This is a genomic window from Streptomyces sp. NPDC049915 (assembly GCF_040656475.1).
Lineage (GTDB): Bacteria > Actinomycetota > Actinomycetes > Streptomycetales > Streptomycetaceae > Streptomyces.
Map to the genome: position 1 here is coordinate 89542 of NZ_JBFAMH010000001.1, position 21106 is coordinate 110647.

At 70.9% G+C, this 21106-nt stretch carries 17 protein-coding genes, 1 tRNA gene and 3 pseudogenes; 6 read left to right on the forward strand and 15 right to left on the reverse strand.

Annotated elements, in window-relative coordinates:
* The first annotated feature begins 28 nt into the window (after positions 1-28).
* The 3 genes from AB0J12_RS00330 to AB0J12_RS00340 all read left to right on the forward strand — a co-directional run bounded on the left by AB0J12_RS00330 (position 29) and on the right by AB0J12_RS00340 (position 2920).
* The gene (locus AB0J12_RS00330) at positions 29-1405 is read left to right on the forward strand and encodes an AAA family ATPase (RefSeq protein ID WP_363261851.1); all 1377 of its coding nucleotides are present in this window, start codon (positions 29-31) and stop codon (positions 1403-1405) included.
* Positions 1406-1449: 44 nt separating this feature from the next.
* Complete coding sequence (locus AB0J12_RS00335) at positions 1450-2151, forward strand: HNH endonuclease (RefSeq protein ID WP_363261852.1); 702 nt, start codon at positions 1450-1452, stop codon at positions 2149-2151.
* 325 nt (positions 2152-2476) lie between these two features.
* On the forward strand, positions 2477-2920 hold the full coding sequence (locus AB0J12_RS00340) for an NUDIX domain-containing protein (protein WP_363262262.1): 444 nt from the start codon (positions 2477-2479) through the stop codon (positions 2918-2920).
* 24 nt (positions 2921-2944) lie between these two features.
* Here AB0J12_RS00340 and AB0J12_RS00345 read toward each other — a convergent pair whose 3' ends face one another.
* Entirely contained in the window at positions 2945-3712 is a 768-nt protein-coding gene (locus tag AB0J12_RS00345; RefSeq protein WP_363261854.1) for an IclR family transcriptional regulator, read from the reverse strand.
* A gap of 278 nt (positions 3713-3990) precedes the next feature.
* Here AB0J12_RS00345 and AB0J12_RS00350 point away from each other — a divergent pair, with 278 nt between their 5' ends.
* Complete coding sequence (locus AB0J12_RS00350) at positions 3991-4512, forward strand: hypothetical protein (protein WP_125210354.1); 522 nt, start codon at positions 3991-3993, stop codon at positions 4510-4512.
* Positions 4513-4722: 210 nt separating this feature from the next.
* Here AB0J12_RS00350 and AB0J12_RS00355 read toward each other — a convergent pair whose 3' ends face one another.
* Positions 4723-5043 (reverse strand): helix-turn-helix transcriptional regulator, encoded by a 321-nt coding sequence (locus tag AB0J12_RS00355; RefSeq protein WP_079259476.1) that lies wholly within the window; start codon positions 5041-5043, stop codon positions 4723-4725.
* Between the two features lie 21 nt (positions 5044-5064).
* On the opposite strand from AB0J12_RS00355, the gene AB0J12_RS00360 reads away from it, so the two are divergent.
* Together AB0J12_RS00360 and AB0J12_RS00365 are read left to right on the forward strand one after the other, a co-directional pair.
* Positions 5065-6066 carry a hypothetical protein gene (locus AB0J12_RS00360; RefSeq protein ID WP_363261855.1) on the forward strand — a complete coding sequence of 334 codons (1002 nt, stop codon included), beginning with the start codon at positions 5065-5067 and terminating at the stop codon, positions 6064-6066.
* The gene (locus AB0J12_RS00365; protein ID WP_363261856.1) at positions 6063-7961 is read left to right on the forward strand and encodes a hypothetical protein; all 1899 of its coding nucleotides are present in this window, start codon (positions 6063-6065) and stop codon (positions 7959-7961) included. Before AB0J12_RS00360 ends, AB0J12_RS00365 begins: the two co-directional genes overlap by 4 nt.
* Before the next feature lie 245 nt (positions 7962-8206).
* On the opposite strand, the gene AB0J12_RS00370 is transcribed toward AB0J12_RS00365, so the two are convergent.
* The 13 genes and pseudogenes from AB0J12_RS00370 to AB0J12_RS00430 form a co-directional block, all read right to left on the reverse strand.
* A tRNA-Leu gene (locus tag AB0J12_RS00370) sits at positions 8207-8291 on the reverse strand.
* A gap of 190 nt (positions 8292-8481) precedes the next feature.
* Positions 8482-10016, reverse strand: a pseudogene (locus tag AB0J12_RS00375) (aldehyde dehydrogenase family protein).
* An 11-nt stretch (positions 10017-10027) separates the two neighbouring features.
* Positions 10028-10974 (reverse strand): annotated as a pseudogene (gene sucD / locus AB0J12_RS00380) (succinate--CoA ligase subunit alpha).
* A 14-nt stretch (positions 10975-10988) separates the two neighbouring features.
* Positions 10989-11567, reverse strand: a pseudogene (locus AB0J12_RS00385) (succinate--CoA ligase subunit beta); the annotation flags it as partial.
* Positions 11568-11672: 105 nt separating this feature from the next.
* On the reverse strand, positions 11673-12824 hold the full coding sequence (locus AB0J12_RS00390; protein ID WP_363261858.1) for a TIM barrel protein: 1152 nt from the start codon (positions 12822-12824) through the stop codon (positions 11673-11675).
* Positions 12821-14239 (reverse strand): nucleotide pyrophosphatase/phosphodiesterase family protein, encoded by a 1419-nt coding sequence (locus AB0J12_RS00395; protein WP_363261859.1) that lies wholly within the window; start codon positions 14237-14239, stop codon positions 12821-12823. Before AB0J12_RS00395 ends, AB0J12_RS00390 begins: the two co-directional genes overlap by 4 nt.
* Positions 14236-15396: a metabolite traffic protein EboE gene (gene eboE / locus AB0J12_RS00400; protein WP_363261860.1), complete on the reverse strand. Its 1161-nt coding sequence runs from the start codon at positions 15394-15396 to the stop codon at positions 14236-14238. The genes AB0J12_RS00395 and eboE overlap by 4 nt, the downstream gene beginning before the upstream one ends.
* A 5-nt stretch (positions 15397-15401) precedes the next feature.
* Positions 15402-16250, reverse strand: a complete 849-nt coding sequence (locus AB0J12_RS00405) for a TatD family hydrolase (RefSeq protein WP_363261861.1) — start codon at positions 16248-16250, stop codon at positions 15402-15404.
* Positions 16250-16852, reverse strand: coding sequence for an EboA domain-containing protein (locus AB0J12_RS00410; RefSeq protein ID WP_363261862.1), 603 nt, complete (start codon positions 16850-16852; stop codon positions 16250-16252). The genes AB0J12_RS00405 and AB0J12_RS00410 overlap by 1 nt, the downstream gene beginning before the upstream one ends.
* Entirely contained in the window at positions 16849-17697 is an 849-nt protein-coding gene (locus AB0J12_RS00415) for a sugar phosphate isomerase/epimerase family protein (RefSeq protein WP_363261863.1), read from the reverse strand. The genes AB0J12_RS00410 and AB0J12_RS00415 overlap by 4 nt, the downstream gene beginning before the upstream one ends.
* Positions 17694-18575, reverse strand: a complete 882-nt coding sequence (locus tag AB0J12_RS00420; RefSeq protein ID WP_363261864.1) for an SCO3242 family prenyltransferase — start codon at positions 18573-18575, stop codon at positions 17694-17696. Before AB0J12_RS00420 ends, AB0J12_RS00415 begins: the two co-directional genes overlap by 4 nt.
* A complete protein-coding gene (locus AB0J12_RS00425; protein ID WP_363261865.1) occupies positions 18572-19684 on the reverse strand; it encodes an inositol-3-phosphate synthase in 1113 nt (370 codons plus the stop codon). The genes AB0J12_RS00420 and AB0J12_RS00425 overlap by 4 nt, the downstream gene beginning before the upstream one ends.
* A gap of 87 nt (positions 19685-19771) precedes the next feature.
* The gene (locus tag AB0J12_RS00430) at positions 19772-21100 is read right to left on the reverse strand and encodes a ThuA domain-containing protein (protein ID WP_363261866.1); all 1329 of its coding nucleotides are present in this window, start codon (positions 21098-21100) and stop codon (positions 19772-19774) included.
* Between the last annotated feature and the right edge of the window lie 6 nt (positions 21101-21106).

A 21106-nucleotide genomic window follows, 5' to 3' on the forward strand; every position in this document is an offset into this window, starting at 1 on the left:
CTCAGAACGGGATCCGGGCGGACGAGACATGTACCTGAAGAACCTTCGCCTACGGAACATCAGGTCGTTCCACGGTGCACGCGACGTCGACCTGGACCTGACCAGGCCCGACGGCTCATACGCCGGCTGGACGGTCCTGGCGGGCCGCAACGGCTCGGGGAAGACGACCCTGCTGCGCGCGGTCGCCTTGACGATCAGCGGACCTGGCGTGGCCCGCAGCCTCGTCCCCGGGTTCGACACCTGGGTCTCGCGGGACGAGACGGTGGCGAAGGCCGAAGTGTGCCTGGTCCATGACCCGGAGCAGGACCAGTTCACCACGGGGCGGCGTCCCGTCCGGCCGATCTGGGCCGGGCTGCGCTGGACCGCGGCGGAGCAGACGTCTCTCTCAGGCAAGCCGGGTTCCAGCAGGGCCGGACAGCCGGCGCTGAACGCCATCGGCTACCAGAAGGAACGCCCCGTCGCCCAGCGCGGCCCCTGGGCGGACAATCCGGTGGGATGGTTCTGCGCGGGGTACGGTCCCTTCCGCAGGCTCGCCGGGGGCTCGAGCGACATTCAGCGGCTGATGTCGAGCTCAGGCGCGGTCGCCCGGCTGACGAGCCTCTTCCACGAGGACGCGTCGCTGGCGGAAGGCGTGAGCTGGCTCATCGAGCAGCACCTGCGCGCCTTCGAGGACCGCGACGGCGCCCGGGATCTCAAAGCGGCCGCCCTGGCCATCCTGGGCGACGACCTGCTGCCCGACGACTACCGGATCGACAACGTCGACTCCGAGGGCCTGTGGGTCGTCAACCGAAACCATCGATTCCCGCTGCGGGAGATGAGCGACGGCTACCGCACGGTGGCGGCCCTGGTCGTGGACATCCTCAAGCAAATCCATGACGCCTACGGCGAACTCGTCCTAGACACGACGGACGGCACGCCGAACGTTCCGAGTCCCGGGGTCGTCATCATCGACGAGATCGACGCCCATCTGCACGTGTCCTGGCAGAAGCGCATCGGCGGCTGGCTGAAGGCTCACTTCCCGAACATCCAGTTCATCGTCACCACGCACAGCCCCTACGTTTGCCAGGCGGCGGACCCGGGTGGACTGATCCGGCTGCCGGGCCCCGACGAGGAGGGCCCTGTGGAGGTCGTGCCCCAGCACCTCTACGACCGCATCATCTTCGGCAGCGGTGACGACGCTGTGCTCTCGGACCTGTTCGGGCTCGACACCCCCTACTCGGACCAGGCCGAACAAAAGCGGGAGGAACTCCTCGCCCTGGAACTGGACGTCGTGCGAGGCCGGGCCAGCCAAGAGGAAAAGGACCGCTACCGTCACCTCAAACGCAAGCTGGCCAGTTCACCGGCAACCCGCGTCGACGAAATCGCAGCCGGGCTCCACTCCCGCCGTCCGGGGCACGATTCATGATCCGAGTGACGAGGGTGCCACTCCCGCAGACGACGCTGACTTCCATGGCCGGCTACACCGGTGACATCGGGCAGGCCGCTGCACCCAAGCAGCGAGCGGGGCAGTTATGGAAGCACACGTCCGTCCGCAGGCACATACATCCCGTGCTGAAAAGCGCCCTCGCGGAGATGGCACCCGGGCTGGAGAGGTGCATGTACTGCGGGGACAACCAGGGCACGGACATCGACCATTTCGAGCCCGTCCGTGTCAATCCGTTACGGACCTTCGACTGGAACAACCATCTGCTGGCGTGCTCCCTGTGCAACAGCCACCTCAAGCGTGACCTCTTCCCCCTCGCCGACGACGGTACGCCCCTGCTCATCGACCCGAGCAGTGAGGATCCCGCTCCGCATCTACACCTCTCGCTCGCTGCCGGCGAATACATCGATCTCACCGACAGGGGCACCGCCACGATCAAGGTCTTCGGTCTCAACCGGAGAATCCTCGTCCGAGGACGGCTCAATGCTTACCGGATCACCCCGCTTCTGCTGAACAAGTGGCGTGCTGCCTTCGAAAAGGACGACCTGGAGGAGGTGGCAGCCTGCGCGGCAACCGTCTGGGAGCAGCCCACCGCCGACGTTGTGCATGCCATGTTCCACCAAGCAGTCGTCCCGGGCGCCGAGGACATCTTCACGGACGAGTCCGACACCCTCACTCTGCTGCGCGATCCGGTGATCCGTACCGGACTGTTGGGCACCTGTAGGTGAGCGCCCTGCGCAAGCATGTTCTCGCTGGGGGCTCCCCCCGAGAGAAGAAATGGGAAGACACCGGCGTGAAGCTGAGTTCGGCGATCGGTGACATCACCGAAGTGGCCGGCTGCCCAATACTCGGGTGACGGTCTCTGAAGTATCCGTGCGGCTTGCTGCTGCCCAGACCTAGATCAGATTCGCCGCATCGAGCTCCGAGATGAAAACTGCGTCCTTAACTAAGGCCCGAGTGGCCGGTTAAGCGGCCGCATGTCAGGATCGGACCGTGCCTGCTTTCCTGGACGCCGCCGAGAGTTCGAGGTGCCCTGCCGTGCCGCCCCCCAGGATGAGGCGGGTGGTGTTCGTTGCGTTGCTGAGCTCGGACGGGCGGCTCGCCCTGGTGGCAGACGACCTACCTGGAGCTGTTCCCCGATGGGTGCTCCCGTCAGGATCGGTCCGAGCCACAGAGCCCTACCGTGAGGCGGCAGTGCGCGTACTCCACGAAGCGGTCGGCGCGATTCCTGTGCGCGGAGGCACTGTTGAAGGATGCCGCTGGGCTCAGGTGCCTGTGCCCGTAGGCCGGAGCCGTCGAGAGGCACACGTGTTCATCTTTCGTCTCGCTGCGCCTGGTGATCCGCCAGATCATCTGTCCTGGGGAGCGACACGCTGGGCGGGACCTGAGCAGTGGCAGGAGTTGTGCACACGGTGCGATCTGCCAGATGTGGATGTGCTGCTGACGGGATACCTGGAGGGGTGGATCCCGGACGGGCGGATCACGTTGGGGCCTTGAGTCCTGGCACCTCGGCGCCCGTTGTCACTCTGCCCTGGCGATCGTGGTGGCGGTCTCCTGCAGGGCCGTGGCAATCGCTGGCATGTCCTGTTCACGCAAACGTACGGCGGGTGCGTACACGGAGATCGCGGCGAGCGGTTCCCCGATGCGGTTGCGGATGGCCACGCCTACGCCGTGCAGGTCGTGTGCACTTTCCTCGAGGTCTGCCGCCCATCCCCGGACTCTGACTTCCTCCAACTCCACCTCAAGCAGCGGCCACTCAGTGATGCTTCCTGCCGCCGTGGCGGGGAGCGCGGCCGGGAGTGTCGCGCGTACATCTGCCGGGTCGCGCAGTGCGAGCAAAGCCTTGCCCGCCGCTGTGACGTGGGCGGGGAGTTCCTGTCCGAGCGGAACACTGACGCGCAGGACATGCCGGCACTCGACTCCGTCGAGTAGTCGGACGACGGCCGCATCCAGGGTGTACAGGCACACCGTCTCCTGCAGCTTTTCGGAGAGCTCCTCCAGGGGTCTGCGCGCCTGTCGTCGGACGTCCAGCTGGGCGATCGCGGCCAGTCCCATGCGTACGAGCTGCGGACCCGCTGAGTATCCGTGCTGGCCAGGATCGTGACGCAGGAAACCCGTGCGCTGCAGGGTGACCAGGATGCGGTGTGCGGTGGAACGTGAGATACCGAGCTCCCGGGCGGTTTCGGTAACACCGACTTCCCCCCTGTCATACGCCAGGAGGAGAACATCCAGGGCCTTCGTCACCGACGCCAAGGCCTCCGTCGCCGACAGATGCTTGCCATCCACCATGAAGGAACCGTAACGCTCAAACGTTCCCGGAGACCGGGAGCTTCGGCAGAATCCACACGTCAGAATTCTGCGATGGCACGTCTCACAGTTCCGGTGCGGCATCGCTCGAACCCGACGAGCCAACTCTGCGTCAAGACAGGTTGATTCCTGCGATAACCCCGACCGGACTTGCCGTGCTTGAGCGCACTGCTGACCGTTTGATAGCGCCTCACAGGAATGGGGTGCGTGCCACAGTGTGCCGTCCCTACACTGGCAGCGGCCTTCCTTAGGAGTTCGCTATGGCGGGATACCGGACCAGCGCACCTGCGTCAGACAAGGGTGTCTACATCGGCCAGGCCCGGCATGCCGTGAAGGAGCTGATCACTTCACTGCGCGGCGAGTTGGCGACATTGGAAGCTGTGTACGCGATGATGTGCCAGGGCGCCGAATCCACCGATGTCCGCGAAGAGCCGCCGGACACTGGCGAGGACGCGGAAACCGACCAGCCTTCCCGGGAGGGTCCGTCTGAAGTTTCTGTCGCCGACGAGGATCCTTCGTCCGAAGATGGGCGACCGGGGAATGGCACTCGGACGCTGGGGCCACCGCGTAACGGAAGCATGCGCGATGCGATCCTCACACTCCTGTGCGCCGCTCAAGAAGCAATGTCCATCACCGACATCGCGGCGGCAGTGCGCCCGGGAGCGGACGCGACGGTCCGCTCATCCGTAGGGAAAACCCTCAACCGTATGAAGCAACTTGGCGAGGTGGAAAACGTAGCACCGGGAATGTTCCGGGCCGTGCTGTCATCCCGGGCTGCTTGATCTACCCGAGAACGACCCTAACCCAACAAGCAGGCCTCCCTCGATTAGCGGTCGAGGGAGGCCGCCAAACACGCGAACGGACGCTTCTCCTAGCAGGGTTCCGGTCCGTCGCGCACGTTCACTCTAGCGCTCCTACGGGTGGCGCTATAGGGCGTCTGCGCCATCCGGCACTTGAGCGTGCACGACTGACCTCAAATAGGCAATTGGGGATCAGTCATGAGCACATTGGGTCGCATTCGATCCGGGCCAGAGCGCCAGGCCCAGGGCGCGCTCCAGTCGGCAGACCGTCAGCACGTCCGGCCAGGTGGCGCCCGCCAGCAGATCGCCGATGGTCTGCCTGCCGACGTTGCTCTGGGCGGCCAGTGCACGCAGCGAGAGCTCCGGCCTCTCACGCAGGGCGGCGGCGAGGCGGCGGGCAATCGTCTGGACCACCGCCGCGGCGGGCTCCCCGGCGATCCGGGCATCCGGCCACTCCTCCGGATCGACGGCGTAGCTCCATGGCGGCGCCGTGCGCGCTCGGCCTCCGGTCATAAAGATGCGTTCCTTCAGATCGTGATCGACACTGACACCAGTGGCCGGTTAATCGGCCACCTGTCATGGGCCTTGCGCCTGGAGGTCGCTGTGTCGAATCGCCTGCTGGCCTACGCACCGAAGGCGGAGACGGTGCCACCCGCCCAGTGGCGCCGCATCGCTCCGGTCGTCCGCTCGCTGGGATTCATGGCCGCCGCAGCGGGACCCTACGGCCCAGACGTGATCATGACACCGCTCGCACGGCTGGTCGCCTGGGTCGAGGCCCAGGGCCTCCCGCTCGAACCCTCGGTGATCCTTGACCAGAGCAACGTCGAACGGTTCATCCTCGTCGGCTGCCGCGACATGGCCGCCAACAGCCGCCGAACCTGCAGCAGCCAGCTGCGCCGGGCCTCCGAAGCACTCCTGCTGGACCAGCTCGGACAGCATCCGCCGATCCGGCTGAAGGCCACCGCCGCCCCAGTGGCCCCCTACCCGCCGGCGGAAATCGCCTACTGGCTGATCTGGGCGCAGAGCCTGCCCACGCCCGCCCAGCGGCGCAACGCCTGTCTTCTGTTCTGTCTCGGCGTCGGCTGCGGGCTCGCCGTTGAGGATCTTGTGTACGTTCAGGGGCGGGACATCCTCGCGGGCCCCACCGGCCGGGCACTGGTCAAGGTGCACGGGCGCCGTCCGCGCACTGTCGTATGCCGGTACGCCTACGAGGAATTGCTGCTGGCGGAAGCCGCCCACATCCCGGCAGACGCGTACGCCTTCCGGCCGGACTGGCAGGACCGCACCAGCAAGCACATCGCATCGGACTGGCTGGCCAGGTACCCGCGGATCATCGGTCGTTGTGACGGTGCAGTGCTGCAGACCCAGCGGCTGCGCACAACCTGGCTCGTCGATCTGCTGAATGCAGGTATTCCGCTGAAGGTGATCCTCAAAGCGTCGGGACTCGGGACCCTGCACAGCCTCTCGCGCTACCTCGTCTTCCTCCACGACGTGCCCGAAGCGGAGGCATCCGATCTGTTGCGGGGGGCGGCATGAGCAGGAAGAACCCGGAAGGCAAACCCTGCCGGCGTACCGGCCTCGCTCTACGCCCTGCACCGCAGGCCCCCGGCCGTACCCTCAACGACCGCGTTGTGAGTCAGGTCTTCGACCTCGTGCGCCACAGCGGAGTACTGGAACGCCTTCCCACCAACGAGCACCGGCCAGGCCCGAAGGGCTTCCCGTTCCGCACAGTGCTGATCGGCCTGATCCTGTCGCAGTACATGGGCAAGAGCGCGAACATCAACGACGCATGGGAGACGCTCTTCTTCGCCCTGTCTCCAGGATCCAAAGCCCTCCTTGACGTCCCCGACGTCGACCTGCACATCCGCGAGGGCACAACCCGAGAAGAAGTCGACCGCGTCGCGCACCACCAGTACGCGACGTCGAAGCGCGTCTACCGGTCCTGGTCCTCGATGACCCGGCGCCTCGACCCTGCACCGCACGACCGCCGCAAGCGGCTGTCTCTCAGCGAGGCCAAGAAGATCCGACGGAAGTGGAATGCCCGCGACAACCAGGACACCGTGCGTAACCTGGAGGCCATCGCCCAGGATCTGATTCTCGCTCCGGTGATGGCTTCCTACCGGCGCGGCGACTTCGCTCGGTGGCCTGGCCACATCGCGGTCGACGACACTCCGGTTCCGGTCTGGGGCAAAGAGCCGGACTACCACCAGGACCGGGCCTCGCTTGAGATCACCGCCGGGATGTACGTGAAGGGAGGAACGCAGAAGAAGTCGCCCAGCGGCAAAGCTGCGGCCTCCACGAACACCGGCACCCGGCGCGGCACGGCAAACAAGCCAGTGCCTCGCAAGACCAAGTCGGCACGGGAGAAGAAGGCCAAGGCGCCGGAGAAGAGAGAGTTCCGCTACGCCATGATGGCCGCGTTCCCAGGCCATGGCCATGGCGACCTCGCCGGCGCCTACCCTGCGGTCTGCCTCGGCATGATCCTCCACACCCCGGGCACCGAACCCGGCCCGGCCGCCCTGCGCGCCATCCAGCCAGCCTTCGAACGAGGCTTGGTCAAAGACCTGTTCTGCGCCGACCGGGGCATCACCCAGGCCAAGCCTCACAACCTGCATCTGCAGCTGCTCAAACTCGGCCTCAACGCGGTGAAGCACTACAACGACGACAAGGTCGACCGGCAGGGAGAGTTCCGCGGCATGCAGCTGGTCGGCGGCGAGTTCTACTGCCCGCTGATGCCCACCCCGCTCGTAACTGCGGGCGCCACATACATCGACAGCCGCACGGACGAAGACCGCGCCCACGCAGTCAACCTGATCCAGTCCCGGAAGGACTACCAGGCCAAGATCAAGGAATACGGGCCCGCAGGGGATCAGCGTCGACAGTGCCCCGCCCTCGGGCCGCACGCCACGGTCACCTGCTACCGCCGACCCCAGCCACGCCCGTCCACCGTCGTCGACCTCGACGCCCCCACTGTCCGTACCCCGGCAGCCCTGCCCACCATTCCCAGGCCCAAGAGGGACACCCCTGTCTACCCAGACATCTGCAGAGGGAAGAGCATCACCGTCCCGGGCACCGTCTTGGCCAAGTGGCGGCAGAAATACGCCCTGTTCACCCCTCTGTGGCAGGAAGCCTGGTCCGGACTGCGCAGTCAGAACGAGGGCGGCAACGGCAACCTGAAGAAGTCCGCCCTCGACAGCATCGACAATCCCCAGCTCCGCCTGCCGCACGGACGCGTCGCACAGACCCTGCTCAATGCCGTCATCATCTTCGTGGCGAACCTCAGAGCCATCCGACGGTTCCTCCGCGACCAGGGGATCCAGCCCCGCAAAGCCGGCACGCAGAGCGCCACAACCCAACCCAGTGAGCCTTCCGCCCCGCTCCAGGCGCGACCGCTTCCGGCCGAGCAGGTCGAGCCTCCGCCACGCGAGTGACACACCTCCGCCGCGCTCCGCCCCCTGAAAACCCCACATGCCTGCGTCACGGCTACCAGCCGTCGCGCAGGCATGTCCTGTTTCCGCAGGTGAGAGGTGCAGTGCTTGGACCGCCACCGCCTCACCCCCTCATCGGGCCGATCACGAGGCTCGAGGCCCCAGAAACGACGAAATACCGGCGAGTAACATGACTCGACCGGTAATTCGTGAACGCTTCGGGACGATCTCGTGAACGTCCCTCTGGGTGTCCGAGGGGGGACTTGAACCCCCACGCCCGATAAAGGGCACTAGCACCTCAAGCTAGCGCGTCTGCCATTCCGCCACCCGGACTAGGTGTCTGTCGCCCGTGGGGTGGGTGCCCCGCGGCGACGAGGACAACCATACCAAGGTTTCACAGTGCCTTTCACCTGCATATCCGTGCGGCGGGAGCCGTGCGGACGGCGGCGGGGGGGCTGGTCACGGCGCGTGCGCGTCCGGTGACTGTGCTCAGGGCCGGGTCCGCGGCCCGCCACCGCGTGGCCTACGGCATCAGCCGGCACTCCGGGAAGTTCCCCGGCAACCGCTCCCCCGCCGGCCCCCGCGTCACCGCGCGGACCAGCAGGTCGCCGCCGACGAAGGCGCCGCGCCAGGACGCGCCGAAGCCGCCGAACAGCTCGTTCGGGTCGCCGCGGGAGCGGGGCACGCCGTGGCCGACCTTGAACGCGCGGATCTGCGGGGCCAGCCGGTCGAAGGTGGCCCGGTCGTCGGTGGACAGGGTGGCCACCAGCGCGCCGTTGGGGGCGTTCATCGCGGCCAGCAGTTCGGCCTCGGTGTCCACCAGGGCGATCGTGTCGACGGGGCCGAAGGGTTCGGCGTGGTGGAGGGGGGAGGACGGGGACGGGTTCAGGAGCGTGACCGGGGGGACGTACGCCGAGGTGTCCTGGCCGGGCAGGAGGCGGGCGCCCTCCAGGCCGCCGCGGTACAGCGGCACGGTGCCCCGGTCGACGGCGAGCGCCACCTGGTCGGTCAGCTCCTTGGCCTTGGCGGCGTTGATCAGCGGTCCGAAGTCGAGCTCGGGGAAGGGGTCGCCGGGCTGCTCGACGGCCAGCGGGTGACCGAACCGCAGCGCGCACGGCCGGCAGGTAGACCGCCAGGAACGCGTCGAACAGGGTGCGCCGGACGACGAAGCGCGGGTAGGCGGTGCAGCGCTGCTTGCCGTAGTCGAACAGCCTCGGCAGGGCGGCGGCCAGTGTGTCCCAGTCCGAGTGGTTCCAGATGCCCCAGGTGTTGAGTCCCTCCTGTTCCAGCACGTGCCGCTTGCCCAGGTCGGTGACGGCCGTGGCGACCGCGGCGCCGGTGTCGCGGCCGCCGACGAAGGAGACGCAGCCGATCTCCGGCGCCCGCAGGAGCGCCTCGGACAGTTCCCCTCCGCTGCCGCTGACGAGGGTGGCGGGAAGACCCTCGCGGGCGGCGAGCGCGCAGGCCAGGGTCAGGCAGGCCACCCCGCCGTCGGTCGGGGTCTTGGCGGCGACCGCGTTGCCTGCCGGAGCCTGTACGAGGAGCGCGTGCACGAGGACGCTCATCGGGTAGTTCCAGCTCGCGATGTTGGACACCGGTCCATCCAGCGGGGCCCGGCCGGCCAGCCCGGGTTCGATGCCGTCGGCGTACCAGCGCACTCCGTCGATCGCCCGGTCCACGTCCGCCCGCGCCGCCCGCCAGGGTTTGCCGATCTCCCGCACCAGCAGCAGGGCGAGCAGGTCGCGGTGGGCTGCGAGGGCGTCCAGGGTGGCCGCGACGCGGGCACGCCGCTCGGCGAGCGGGACGTGGAGCCAGGCGCGGTGCTGGTCGAGGGCGGCGCGGACCGCGCGGCGGCCGGTGCCGCCGTCGAGCCGGGGGCGGGCCGGCGACGGGGGTGCCGTCGACGGGGCTGGTGGCGGGCAGTACCCGGCCGTCGGCGTGCCAGCGGGCGTCCCAGAGGTTGAGCACGCGGTCGTCGCGGAAGGCCTCCGGTGCGGCGGTGAGACAGCGCTGCCAGGCGTCCGGCCAGGAGGTGCCGGCCTTCGGGCTCAGGGCCATGGGGGCCTCCCTCACCTGGTTCCGTCGAGCGTGGACAGGACCAGCCGCGCCGTGCGGGTCGGGGTGTCGCCGACGCGTACCCCGGCCGCCTCCAGCGCCTGCTTCTTCGCGGCGGCCGTACCCGACGAGCCGGAGACGATCGCGCCCGCGTGCCCCATGGTCTAGCCCTCGGGTGCGGTGAAGCCGGCGACGTAGCCGACGACCGGCTTGGTGACGTGGTCGCGGATGTAGGCGGTCGCGCGTTCCTCGGCGTCGCCGCCGATCCCGCCGATGAGGACGATCAGGTCGGTGTCGGGGTCGTCCTGGAAGGCGGCGAGGCAGTCGATGTGCGTGGTGCCGGCGACCGGGTCGCCGCCGATGCCGACGCGGCGAGCCGGGAGCCGTCGTCGAAGACGGCCTCGACCATCACCAGGTGAAGAAGCCGATGTCGCGCAGCTCGTACACGAGCTGGTAGGTGAGGGTGCCGGACTTGGAGACCAGGCCGATGCGGCCGGGCTTGGTGATGTCGGCGGGGATGATGCCCGCGTTGGACTGTCCGGGGCTGATCAGCCCGGGGCAGTTGGGGCCGATGATCCCTGGTCCTCGCGTACGCCGTGAAGGCGACCGTGTCGTGGACCGGGACGCCCTCGGTGATGACGACGGCGAGGCCGATCCCGGCGTCCGCGGCTTCCAGGACGGCCGCCTTGGCGAAGGCGGGCGGGACGAAGACGACGGTGACGTCGGTGCCGGTCGCGGCGATGCCCTCGGCGACGGAGCCGAAGACGGGGACGGCGCCGGGGGCACTCCCCAGGTCGCCCTGGGGGACGCCGAAGTCGACGGTGCGGCCCGCCTTGCGCGGGTTGACTCCGCCGACGACATTCGTGCCGGCCGCGAGCATGCGGCTGGTGTGCTTCATGCCCTCGCCGCCGGTCATGCCCTGGACGAGGACCTTGCTCTCCTGGGTGAGGTAAATGGCCATGGCGTCCCGTCTCCTCAGGCCGTGGTGGCGAGTTCGGCGGCGCGGCGGGCGGCGCCGTCCATCGTGGGGATCTGCTGGACCAGCGGATGGGCGCGCTCGTCGAGGAGGGCGCGGCCGCGGCCGGCGTTGTTGCCGTCGAGGCGCACCACGAGCGGCCTGGTCAGCCGGATGCGGTCGACGGCGCGCAGGATGCCGTCGGCGACCGCGTCGCAGGCGGTGATGCCGCCGAAGACGTTGACGAGGACGGACCGCACGGCCGGGTCGGACAGGACGACGTCCAGCCCGTCGGCCATGACCTGCGCCGAGGCCCCGCCGCCCAGGTCGAGGAAGTTGGCGGGCCGGGCGCCGCAGCCGGCGACGACGTCGAGGGTCGACATGACGAGTCCGGCGCCGTTGCCGATGACGCCGACCTCGCCGTCCAGCCTGACCTAGTTCAGGCCCCTGGCGGCGGCCGCCGCCTCCAGCGGATCGGCGTCGAGAGCTTCCCCGGAGCTCCAACGTGCCTGCCGGAAGCGGGCATTGTCGTCCAGGGTGAGTTTGCCGTCGAGGGCGAGGATCTGACCCTGGCGGGTGCGCACGAGCCGGTTGACCTGCTGCTGCGGCAGCCAGGGCGCGCGTCCACCGGCCGATTGACGACGCTCGGCACCTGAGGAGGGGCCTCCCCCGCGCCGCCGGGGAGGCCCCTCCTCATGGGTGCGCTACTTGCGGCGCAGGGCCGCCAGGTTGCGGTAGCCGATCGCCGCGTGCTCCAGCGACTGCCCCGGGTTGGTGGCGCTGGGCGCGTTGTCCTGCTCGACCATCGGGTTGTGGTAGTTGCGGTGGCCCACGCGGGTGAAGAACGTCGTGTAGTCGATCACGCCGGTGCCGAACGGCACCATGTCGTAGCCCATGCCGTTGGTGTTGTTCACGACGCCGTCCTTGGCGTGGAAGAGCGGGTAGCGCTTGTTGTACCGCTCGACCAGGCCGGCCGGGTCGAAGATGTTCGTCTGGGTGGAGCCGTCGTGGGCGGTGTAGGTGCGGAACTTGTACTGCGCCACATGGGCCCAGAAGACGTCCATCTCCAGCCAGACCAGCTGCGGGTCGGTGACGGTGAGGAAGTACTCCAGCTTGCGCAGGCCGGAGCTGCGGGTGGGCCGGCCCTGTGCGTCCAGCGGGCCGCCGTCCAGCAGGAAGCCGTAGGCGGCGTCGTGGTTGTGGGTGTACAGCTTGATGCCGGCGGAGCGGGCGATCTCGCCCAGGGCGTTCCACTTGTCGGCGGCCACCTCCCAGTCGGACTTCACGGCGCTGGAGGTGGGGTCGCCACCGGTGCCCATGTGCGCCATGCCGAGGATGTTCGCGATTTCCAGGTGCTTCTTGAAGGTGTCCAGGTCGGCGCTGGTCAGCGGCCAGGACGGCGGGATGAAGCCGTGGTTGCCCTGGGCGCGCAGCCCGTAGTCGTCGAGCCAGCCGCGCAGCAGCCTGGCGCCCTGCACGGACTCCAGGTTCGCCCCGCCGGGCGCGTTGGCGTGCTGGCCGTAGCCGGCGAACTCGACCTGCCGGTAGCCGAACCGGGCGAGCTGCTCAAAGACGGCGCGGAAGCCGGAGGGCAGGGTGGTGGTCAGCGGGTCGCGGCCGATGGCGTCGCGGACGGTGTACAGGATGATGCCGCGCCGGTCGGCGGGCACCAGCTCGTGCCCCCGGGCGGTGTCGTCGTCGGCGGCCGCCGGGGTGGCGGCGTGCACGGGGGCCGCGCCGAGGACGGGCGCGGCGATCGCGCCGGCCGCGACGGCGGTGCAGGTGCTCAGGAAGGAGCGGCGGCCGATGCCGAGGGAGCGGCGCAGCTGGTCGTCGGGGGTGCGGATGTCGTTCACGGGTGCCTCTCTTCGCCATGGTGGTCCGGTCCGTCGAGACCGGCAAGGTGGAGCAGGAGGGACTTCACGTCGGTGGCCGCGAGACGGTCAGCGACGGCGCGGGGGGTGGAGCACAGGACGAGCGGACCGTCGTCGTCGCTCGTGGGGAGGCGGCCGTGGCTGCCGCGCACGGGTGCCGGGTCCAGCGGCACGACCGCCATGCGGTAGCGCAGGCCGATCTTCTTGCGGGCCAGGGCGCCGGCCGCGCGGAGTTTCACGTAGGGGTCGAGCGGGTCCATGAACAGCTCGGCCGGGTCGTAGCCGGGTTTGCGGTGGATGTCGACGAGCCGCGCGAAGTCGGGTGCGCGGGCGTCGTCGAGCCAGTAGTAGTACGTGAACCAGGCGTCCTCTTCCGCGACGGCGACGAGTTCCCCTGCGCGCGGGTTGTCCAGGTGGTGGGCCTTCTTGCCCTCGTCGTCGAGCAGGTCGGCGAGGCCGGGCAGGCCGTCGAGGGCGGCGCGGGTGGCGGCGAGGTCCTCGGGGCGGCGGACGTAGACGTGGGCGATCTGGTGGTCGGCGACGGCGAAGGCACGGGAGGCCATCGGGTCCAGGTACTCCATGCCGTCCTGGGTGTGCACCTGGAGCAGACCGGCGCGGCGCAGGGCGCGGTTGATGTCGACGGGGCGGCGCACCGGGGTGATCCCGTACTCCGACAGAGCGAGCACGGTACGGCCCTCGGTACGGGCGTCGTCCAGCAGCGGGGCGAGGGCGGTGTCGAGGTCGGCGGCGGCGCGGTGGGAGCGCGGATCGTCGGGGCCGTAGCGCTGGAGGTCGTAGTCCAGGTGGGGTAGGTAACACAGCGTCAGGTTCGGTCGGCGGGTGCGGTTGATGTGCCGGGTGGCGTCGATGATCCAGCGGCTGGAGGTGAGGTCGGCGGTGGGGCCCCAGTAGTGGAAGAGGGGGAACGTGCCGAACTCTTCCGTCAGTTCGTCGTGCAGGGCCGGGGGCCAGGTGTAGCAGTCGGGTTCCTTGCGGCCGTCGGCGTAGTACACCGGGCGGGGGGTGACCGTGTAGTCGGTGTCGGCGCCCATCGCGTACCACCAGCAGACGTTGGCGACCGTGTAGCCGGGGTGCGCGCGGCGGGCGGCGTCCCACAGCTTGTCGCCCTCGATCAGCGCGTTGTGCTGCCGCCACAGCAGGACGTCACCGAGGTCGCGGAAGTACCAGCCGTTGCCGACGATGCCGTGCTCGTCGGGGTGGGTGCCGGTGAGGAAGGTGGCCTGGGCGGAGCAGGTGACGGCGGGCAGGACGGTGTCCAAAGGGGCGCGGGAGCCGGTGTCCGCGAGTGCTCGCAGGCGGGGCATGTGGGCGAGCAGGCGCGGGCTGAGGCCGACGACGTCCAGCACGAGCAGGGGGGTCGGCTCGGTGGTGCTCATGGCAGCTCCTTAAGACCGAGGTCCGTCAGCAGGTCGCGGGCCAGGGTGAGTTCGGCGGCGATTCCATCGACGAGCCGGTCGCGGGTGCGGGGGCGCAGCTCGGGCGGCAGGGCCTGCCAGGTGTAGGTCTCGACCTCCAGGTGACGGGTGAGCGGTTGCGGTCCGCCGGCCAGCCGGGCCAGGGCGGCTTTGAGGACGGGCAGCGTGGAGGTCAGCGGCGGGGCGGGGTCCGCGTGCAGCGGCACATGGAAGTGGGCACGCCAGGGGGTGGCGTCGGGCAGGGCGTCGCCGGCCACGGCCTCGTCGAGGTCGTCGGTGCCGCGCAGGCCGGTGGTGGTCGTCGTGCGGGTCTGGTGCAGGAAGCGGGGCTCGGCGAACTGGGCCAGCGCCGCCCGCACCTCGGGCAGGTGGGGCTGATCGGCGTGCAGGGCCGCGGACAGCTGGGACTTGACGATGGGGACGCCGGCCGCGGTGAGGGCGTCCAGGGCGGTGTCCGGGTCCTCGAAGGAGGTGGCGAGGTGGCACGTGTCCACGCACACGCCGATGCGGGGATGGCGGATCGCGGCGAGCGGGGCGAGGGCGTCGCCGGTGGTCTCGACGACGCACCCCGGCTCGGGCTCCAGGCCGATCCGCACGCTGCGGCCGGTCAGCTCCTGCAGGGCGTCGAGACGTTCGCCGAGCATCCGCAGCGCGTCGAGTCCGCGGCCCGTTTCCGCCGCGGTGCGCCAGGCGAGCGGCAGGGTGGAGATGCTGCCCTCGGTGACGTCGTCGGGGAGCAGGACGGTGAGGATGCGGGCGAGGGCGCTGGTGTACTCCAGCCGTTCCGGGTCGGACCAGTCGGGCCGGTACACGCGGTACTTGACCTCCTCGGCGCCGAATCCCTCGTACGGGAAGCCGTTGAGGGTGACGACCTCCAGGCCGCGCCTTTCGAGCTCGTCGCGCAGGCCGCGCAGCGCGGCCGGGTCGGTGGCCAGGGCGCGGGCGGCGCCCTGCGCGAGCCACAGGCCGATGCCGAGGCGGTCGCGGCCGAGGCGGCGGCGCACCGGCTCGCAGTGGTCCCGGAGTTGCGCGAGGACGCCGTCGAGGGTCTCGGCCGGGTGGACGTTGGTGCAGTAGGCGAGGTGGACCGTGGAGCCGTCGGGGTGGCGGAAGCGCATCGGCGTCACTCCCCGCCGCGCAGCACGGAGTTGCCCTCGTGGGTGGGGCCGGTCGCGGCGACCTCCAGGGCGAGGCGGCCGCTGAGGCCGTAGAACGCGACCGGGTTGCGCCACAGGACGCGGTCCACGTCGTCCTCGGTGAACCCTTCGGCCAGCATCAGGTCGGCGACCTTGCGGGTCTTGAGGGGGTCACTGCGGCCCCAGTCGGCGGCGGAGTTCACCAGCACCCGATCGGGGCCGTAGGTGCGCAGGAGGGCGACCATGCGGGCCTCGTCCATCTTGGTGTCCGGGTAGACGGAGAAGCCCAGCCAGCAGCCGCTGTCCTTCGCCTCCTTGACCGTGGTCTCGTTGAGGTGGTCGACCAGGACCCGCTGCGGGGCCAGCGCCGACTCGCGTACGACGTCGAGGGTGCGGCGCAGGCCTGCGAGCTTGTCGCGGTGCGGGGTGTGCACGAGGGCGGGCAGGCCGTGGTCGGCGGCGAGCTGGAGCTGCACGGCCAGGGCCTTGTCCTCGGCGGGTGTCATCGCGTCGTAGCCGATCTCGCCGACGGCGACCACGCGGTCCTTGACGAGGTAGCGGGGCAGTTCGTCGAGGACGGGGAGGCAGCGCGGGTCGTTGGCCTCCTTGGGGTTGAGGGCGATCGTGCAGTGGTGGGCGATGCCGTACTGGGCGGCGCGGAACGGCTCCCAGCCGAGCAGTGAGTCGAAGTAGTCGTAGAACGTGGCGGGCGCGGTGCGGGGCTGCCCCAGCCAGAAGGCGGGCTCGACCACGGCGCGCACCCCGGCGGCGTGCATGGCCGCGTAGTCGTCGGTCGTGCGGGACGTCATGTGGATGTGCGGGTCGAAGATGCGCATCACTGATCCCCCTCCTCGGTCAGGGCGAGCACGCGGCGCAGGTCGTCCGGTACGGCACGGCCGGCGGCGGTGCGTTCGGCGGCGTAGTCGCGGAGCATGCGGGCGAGTTCGGCGTCGCCGCGGGCGCGCCGGTCCAGGTCGGCGATGGCGTCCACGGGCACGCCGGTGAACAGGCACTTCAGTACGGCGTGCCGCCAGCCGTGCGGATCGAGGTGGCGGGCGGCGTAGGGGCCGACGGCGGCGGCCAGCAGCCGGGTGTCGTTGGTGCGCAGCGCGTCCTCGACCAGCGGCAGGGCGTCCGGTCCGGGTACCAGGCCGGCCAGCGCGCGCAGCACGGCGAGGCGTTCCTCGGCGGTGCCCTGGTGGTACACGCGGGCCAGCGCGTCCGGGTCGGGGCGGGCGGCGGCGAGGATGAGGGCGCGGGCGGCGGTCGCGTGCTCGGGTCCGCAGCGTCTGCCGGCCTCGGCCAGGCGCAGTTCCCACACGGAGATCGGGCCGTGTGCCCCGGGATGCGCGGCGGCCTCGTCCAGGGCCCGGTCGAGCCAGGCGCGGGCGGCGCCGGGCAGCCGGTCGCGCAGGTCGTCCGCGGTGAGGTGGTTCATGAGGTGCTCCCTTGTGCGTGCCTGAGGAAGGGCAGGGAGAGCGCCGCGAAGTGCGGGCCCGCGTGGGAGTGGCGGGGCAGTTCGACGACCGTGAGGCCCTGGTAGCCGACCTCGGCGAGGGCGGCCAGCACGGGCGGGAAGTCGATCTCGCCGTCGCCGAACGGGAGGTGTTCGTGGACGCCGCGGCGCATGTCCTCGATCTGCACGTGCCGCAGCCACGGCGCGGCGGCCCGGACGCAGTCGGCGGGCGGCAGCGGCTCCAGGCACTGGCAGTGGCCGATGTCGAGGGTGAGGCCGAGGGGTGCGGGATCGCCGAGGGCGCGGCGCAGGCGGTGGAAGTCGTCGAGGGTGGCGAGGAGGTGGCCGGGTTCGGGTTCCACGGCGAGCGGGACGCCGGCTGCGGCGGCCGCGTCCAGTACGGGTGCGAGGGACTCGGCGAGCCGCTTCCAGGCGGTGTCCTCCTCGGTGCCGGCCGGCGTGACGCCGCTGAAGCAGTGCACGGCGTGCGCGCCGAGGCCGGCGGCGATGCGGACGGCGCGCAGCAGCAGGTCGGTGCGGCGGGCGCGGTCGTCGGGGTCGGCGTCGAGCAGGGTCGGGCCGTGTTTGCGGCGCGGGTCGAGGACATAGCGGGCGCCGGTCTCGACGGTGACGCCCAGGCCCAGTTCGGCGAGCCGGCGCGCGATCCGGCTGGTGCGGGTCGGCAGGTCGGGGGCCAGCGGGTCGAGGTGCATGTGGTCGAGGGTCAGGCCCACGCCGTCGTAGCCGAGGTCGGCGAGCAGGGCGAGGGCGTCGTCCAGGCGCAGATCGGCCAGGCCGTTGGTGCCGTACCCGAAGCGGAGGCTCATGTGATGCTCACCCGCTTCGCGAGGCGGGCGCCCAGGGGCGCGAGCGCCGCGACCAGCAGCGCGCTGCCCCGGGCGCCGGAGCGTGCGGCGAGCGCGGCCTGGAGCGGCACGGTGGCGCGGATACCGGCGCCGACGGCGCGCTGGGTGAGCGGGGGTGAGGGGTTGAGGGCGGCGTGGGTGTAGGGGCGGGCGGCGGTGGCGGCATACAGGGCGGTCAGGGCGGCGGTGAGGGTGGGGCCCGGCAGTCCGCGGGGGGCTGCGTCGCCGCGGGCTGCCGGGAGACGGTGGGTGAGCAGAGCGGTCGTGGCCAGGGCGGCCAGGGGGGCCGCGGTGGAGCCGCCGCGGGTCTCGGTGCGGGAGACCGTCGTGACGGCGAGGGTGTGGCTGCCGAGCAGGGCCGCCGACGGCACGGCCGCGCGGGTGCGGCCGGCGGTGGCGGCAGCGCCGAGCAGCAGGTCGAGGGCGCGGGCGGCCGCCATGGCCGCGGGGCCGGCCGGGGTGTGCTTCAGGGCGAGGTCGTACGCCCAGACCGTGGCCGCGAGCGGGGCGGCGACGGTGAGGGCGGGGCGGCCGGCACGGGCCGCGAGGCCCAGGCCGGCCGCCGTGAGCGCACCGGCCGCCGTGAGAGCCGCGGCGGGGCGGACGCGGCCCGACGGAAGCGGCCGGTGCGGGCGGTCCACGGCGTCCTCGGCGCGGTCCGCCCAGTCGTTGAGGGCCATCCCCGCCTCGTACAGGCACACCGAGGCGCCGACGGCGAGGAGCGTGCGCCGGTTCGGCCGTACGGCGGCGGCAGCGGCGCCCGCCAGGACGTCGCCGGGGACCGTGCACAGGGCGGGCAGCCGCAGCAGTTCGGCCCAGGCGCGCAGCCGGGGGCTCACCGCCGTCCCCCGCCGAGCCGCCCGGCGAACCGCAGCAGTGCCGCGTACTGCTCCCCGAGTGCCGCCGGGCCGTCGCCGACCGGGTCCTTGAAGTAGAAGCCCAGGTCGGTGAGCGGTCCGCTCAGGCCGGCCTCGTGGGCGCGGGCGGTCAGCCGGGCCAGGTCGAGGACGAGGGGTGCGGCGAGGGCGGAGTCGCAGCCCTGCCAGATGGTCTGCAGGACCATGCGGGTGCCGAGGAAGCCGTCGAAGGCGACGTGGTCCCAGGCGGTCTTGAAGTCGCCGAGGGCCGGTACGTCGTCGATGTGGACCTCGCCCTGCGGCACCGCTCCGAGGGTGTCGGTGAGGACGCGTTCCTTGCCGGCGTTCTTGGCGGCCGCGGCGGCCGGATCGGCCAGGGCCGCGCCGTCGCCCCCGCCGAGCAGATTGGTGCCGGACCAGGCCCGCACGGTGAGCGAGCGCTGCGCGAACATCGGCCCGAGCACGGACCGCAGCAGCGTCTGCCCGGTCTTGCCGTCCCGTCCGGCGTACGGCAGCCCGCTCGCCGCGGCCTCGGCGGTCAGCGCCGGGTGGTGCAGTCCGGTGGAGGGGGTGAAGTTGACGTAGGGGCAGCCGGCGCGCAGGGCGGCGGCCGCGTAGAGGGAGCTCGGCGGCAAAGCGCCGTCGGCGGGGGCCGGTTCCGTCGAGGCGACGTTCACGACGACGACCCGTGCCAGATCGTTTCTGCGCGAGAAGCCGGTCAGGTCGGCGGTGAAGGTCTCGATGAGCTGGTCCGCGTCCCTGGTGTCGCCCGGCAGCGGTCCGCCGGGCCTGATCTCCCGGTCCGCGGCGGCCAGTTCCGCGGTGACGGCCGCGGGCAGTCCGTGCGGCAGCACCCCGGCCGCGGCCAGGTGCTCGGCCCGCTTGGGCAGCGGGCAGTCGACGGTGTCGTGACCGCCGAAGACCAGTGCGCCCAGCGGGGGCAGACCGGCCGCGGTGAACTCCGGGGCCTCGGTGACCATCCCGGTCGGCGGGTGCAGGGCCGCCGTCAGCGCGGCGCAGCCCGCCACGACGGTCGTGGCGACCGAACCGCGGGCGCCTATCAGCCAGACTCCGGTACGGGACGCGGACATGGGCAGCCTCCTTGTCGCGTGCGAACCCTGAAAAGGGTGGGGGAAAAGACGGCGGGCGGGAGTCCGGCGTCCCCCGCCCGCCGCCGCTCAGTCGCCCTGGGCGGGCAGTTCCTTGATCCGGATGTCGCGGAAGGACACCTCGTCACCGGCTCCGTGGTTCTGGACGCCGATGTGCCCGTCCGTCAGGCTCCGGGCCGGATCGGTGTTGGTGAAGTCGTTGATCTGCACGCCGTTGAGCCACACGCGCAGGCGTTCGCCCTGCACGCGGATCTCGTAGGTGTTCCACTCCCCCGGCGGGTTCAGCGCACGATCACGCTTCTTCAGATCGGCGGACCGGAAGCCGTAGACGGACCCGGTGGTCTTCTCCGGGACGTCGGTGGCGTCGATCTGGACCTCGTACCCGTTGTCCACGGCCGACCAGGGGTCGTCCGAGGGCGGGAAGCCCACGAACACACCGGAGTTGTCGTCGCCGGCCACCTTCCAGTCGAGCTTCAGGGAGTACGACCCGAAGCTCTGGTTCGCGTACCAGAGCAGGCCCAGCCCTCCGGACGAGGTGAGCGTGCCGTCCTCGGACAGGGTGAAGGAGCCCGGTCCGGCCTGCCGCCAGCCGTCCAGGGAGGTGCCGTCGAAGAGCGGACGGTAGCCGTTCTCCGGGCGGCAGTCCGCCTGGGCGGCGCCGATGGCGTACCGGATGCCGCCCAGCAGGTGCTGCCGGAAGGCGGGATCGGCGTAGGACTCCTTGGTGTGGCCGCCGCCGGTGTAGAAGGCGCGGCCGCCCTGGTACTCCTGGCACCAGGCGATCGGGTGGTCGCCGTTCATGGTGCCGCCGCTGTACGACGACTCGTCCAGCGAGGCGAGGACGTGCGCCCGCTCGCGGGGATCGGAGCGGTAGTTGTACCACTCGTCGGTGCGGTTCCAGGCCGGCCCGAGGTGGGCGGTCGCCGGGTGCGCCCGGTCCTCGACCGTGACGGTGGCGGGCTGGATCGCCGGGTGCGACTGGAAGTAAGCGCCGGCCAGTCCGCCGTAGAACGCCCAGTCGTACTCGGTGTCGGCGGCGGCGTGCACGCCGACGTAGCCGCCGCCGTGGTGGACGTAGTCCTCGAAGGCCCGCTGCTGGGCGGCGTCCAGGACGTCCCCGGTCGTGGACAGGAACACGACCGCGGCGTACCGGCGCAGGTTGCCCGGCGTGAACGCGCCCGCGTCCTCGGTGGCGTCGACCGTGAAGCCGCCGCTCGCGCCGAGCTGCTTCACCGCTGCCACACCGTCCGGGATGGAGTCGTGGCGGAAGCCGGCCGTCTTGGAGAAGACCAGCACCCGCTTGCCGTCGCCGGGCTGGGATGTCGCCGGGCCGGTCGCACAGCCGAGCAGCAGCGCGGCGGTCGCGGCGGCGGTGGTGAGTCTGCCGACGGTTCGCATGATGTC